The organism is Mesorhizobium sp. M4B.F.Ca.ET.089.01.1.1 (genome assembly GCF_004022605.1).
In the GTDB taxonomy this organism is placed as follows: Bacteria; Pseudomonadota; Alphaproteobacteria; order Rhizobiales; family Rhizobiaceae; genus Mesorhizobium; species Mesorhizobium abyssinicae.
Genome location: NZ_RZOS01000664.1, coordinates 1 through 2,316, shown reverse-complemented (window position 1 = coordinate 2,316; position 2,316 = coordinate 1). Strand labels below are relative to the sequence as shown.

At 68.2% G+C, this 2,316-nt stretch carries 3 protein-coding genes; all 3 read right to left on the bottom strand.

What is annotated here, in order from left to right; all coding sequences use genetic code 11:
* A partial coding sequence (cobM, locus tag EN780_RS32380) for a precorrin-4 C(11)-methyltransferase (protein WP_128276306.1) occupies positions 1-603 on the bottom strand: 603 nt, incomplete at its 3' end.
* On the bottom strand, positions 600-986 hold the full coding sequence (locus tag EN780_RS32375) for a cobalamin biosynthesis protein (RefSeq protein WP_127283359.1): 387 nt from the start codon (positions 984-986) through the stop codon (positions 600-602). The genes EN780_RS32375 and cobM, both read right to left, overlap by 4 nt.
* Positions 983-2,212 carry a precorrin-6y C5,15-methyltransferase (decarboxylating) subunit CbiE gene (cbiE, locus tag EN780_RS32370; protein WP_128276305.1) on the bottom strand — a complete coding sequence of 410 codons (1,230 nt, stop codon included), beginning with the start codon at positions 2,210-2,212 and terminating at the stop codon, positions 983-985. The genes EN780_RS32375 and cbiE overlap by 4 nt, the downstream gene beginning before the upstream one ends.
* Positions 2,213-2,316 lie beyond the last annotated feature (104 nt).

Below are 2,316 nucleotides of genomic sequence, written 5' to 3'. Positions count from 1 at the left end.
CAGCACGCGCTCGTCCGGCCAGGAAGCGCGAAAGACGACCGCGACCGGACATTCGGAGCCGTAGTGCGGTGTCAGTTCGGCAACGATGCGGTCGATGGCGTGGATGGCGAGGTGGATGGCGAGCGTGGCGCCGGTGCGGCCGAAGCCGGCCAGCGTTTCACCCGGCGGCATCTTCGAGGCGCGGCCTGAGACGCGCGTGAGCACCAGGCTCTGCGCCAGTTCGGGAATGGTGAGCTCGCGCCGCAGCGCGGCAGCCGCTGCCGCAAAGGAGGGCACGCCCGGCGTCAGCGTGTAGGGGATGCCGTGCTTCTCCAGACGCCTGATCTGCTCGGCCACCGCGCTCCACACCGAAAGGTCGCCGGAATGCAGGCGTGCGACATCGTCGCCGGCCCTGTGGGCGGCGACATATTCGGCCTCGATCTCGTCGAGCGACATCGGCGCGGTGTCGATCAGCTTTGTCCCCGGCGCGCAATGTTCGAGCAGTTCGGGCGCAACAATGGAGCCGGCATAGAGGCACACAGGGCAGGAGGCCAGCAGCCGGCTGCCGCGCAGAGTGATGAGGTCGGCCGCGCCCGGTCCGGCGCCGATGAAATGAACGGTCATGCGGCATCTCCGCCGAGCGCGATGGCGCAGGTGACAGGACCGAGCACCGTGCGCGGCCCGAGCAGTTTCGCGCCCTTGCCGGCAGCGGCGAGCGCGGAGGCCTCCGAAACCGACGGCGTGCCGGCCTTCGACTGCGAGAGAATGGAGTGGCTGAGCACGCCGGACGATACGGCTCGCATGGCATCGTTCGAGACGACGATCACAGGCAAAGCGAGGTCGCTGCCGGCGAGGAAGATCGCTTCCTCGTCGCGTTTGATTTCACCGGTCGCCAGGGCCGAAAGCGCCGTCATTGCCAATCCATGCGCTTCGAGCGCAGTCTCGACGGCGGCGCGCACGTCGCTCGCCGTCACGCCCTTCCGGCTGCCGATGCCCGCGACCATCATGGCTTCACCCAGCTCCACTGTGTGACCGGCATGGCCGGCCGCCAGGCTTGCATCGAGCCGACGGGCGAGGCCCGGGAGATGGCGATGCGGATGAGATCGCCGCCGTGCTTGTTATGCTGGGCGAGGAGCAATCCCTCCATCTCCAGCGTCACGGCATTGGCGACGAGGCGGCCGCCCGTCCGCAAAGCCATGATGGCTTTCTCCAGCACGCCGGCGTCGCTGCCGCCGCCGCCGATGAAGATGGCGTCCGGCGCCTCCAGTCTGGCGAACGCCTTGGGCGCCGGGCCCTCGATCACGACAAGACCGGGCACGCCGCAATGCGAGGCGTTACGGCGGATGCGGGCGGCGCGCTCCTGGTCGGCCTCGACGGCGATGGCGCGCAGCGAGGGGTGAGCGAGCATCCATTCGATGCCGACCGAGCCTGAGCCGGCGCCGATGTCCCACAGCAGTTCGCCGCGCCGCGGCGCCAGCGCCGACAGCGTCATGGCGCGGATCTCGCGCTTGGTGATCTGGCCGTCATGCTCGAACAGGTGGTCGGCAAGCCCCGACGCAAGCGGCAGGACACGGGCATCCGGTGTCGATTCAACGTCCAGCGCCAGCACGTTGAGCGGATTGATGTTCTCGAGATCGAAGCTGTCGGCGCGTGCGCTTCGGCGCGCTTCATCGGGGCCGCCGAGCGCTTCGAGGACGGTCAACCGCGATGGACCGAAGCCGAGTTCGTCGAGCAGCCCGGCGATCGCCGCCGGCGCATCGCCGTCGGATGTCAGCGCAAGGATGCGCGCGCCGTGGTGGAGGAGGGGGCGGATCAGGTCGATCGCATGGGCGTGGAGCGAGATCGCCTCGACATCCTGCAATGCCCAGCCCAGCCGGGCTGCCGCCAGCGACAGCGATGAAGGCGCCGGCAGCACCCGCATTTGCTCGGGTTTCACCTTGCGCGCCAGCGTGACGCCGACGCCGTGGAAAAACGGGTCGCCGGACGCAAGCACGCAGATTTTTTTGCCGGCCATCGCCAGGACATCGCCCATTTCGGTGTCGAATGGTGTCGGCCAGGCACGGCTCTCACCCGTCGCCAAGGATGCGACGAGCGCGAGGTGCCGTTTGCCGCCGAAGATGAATTCGGCTTGCGCTATGTGCTGCTTGGCCTCGTCGCCGAGACCCGCTACACCGTCCTCGCCGATGCCGACGATGGTGAGCCATTGAGGTTTTGGCTGCTTGTTTTTTGACATGCCGCGCCGTCCCTCATCCGCCTGCCGGCACCTTCTCCCCGTATAGTGACGGGGAGAAGGGGGCTGGTTGCAACGCCGGCGTTACCCTCTCCCCGTCCTTACGG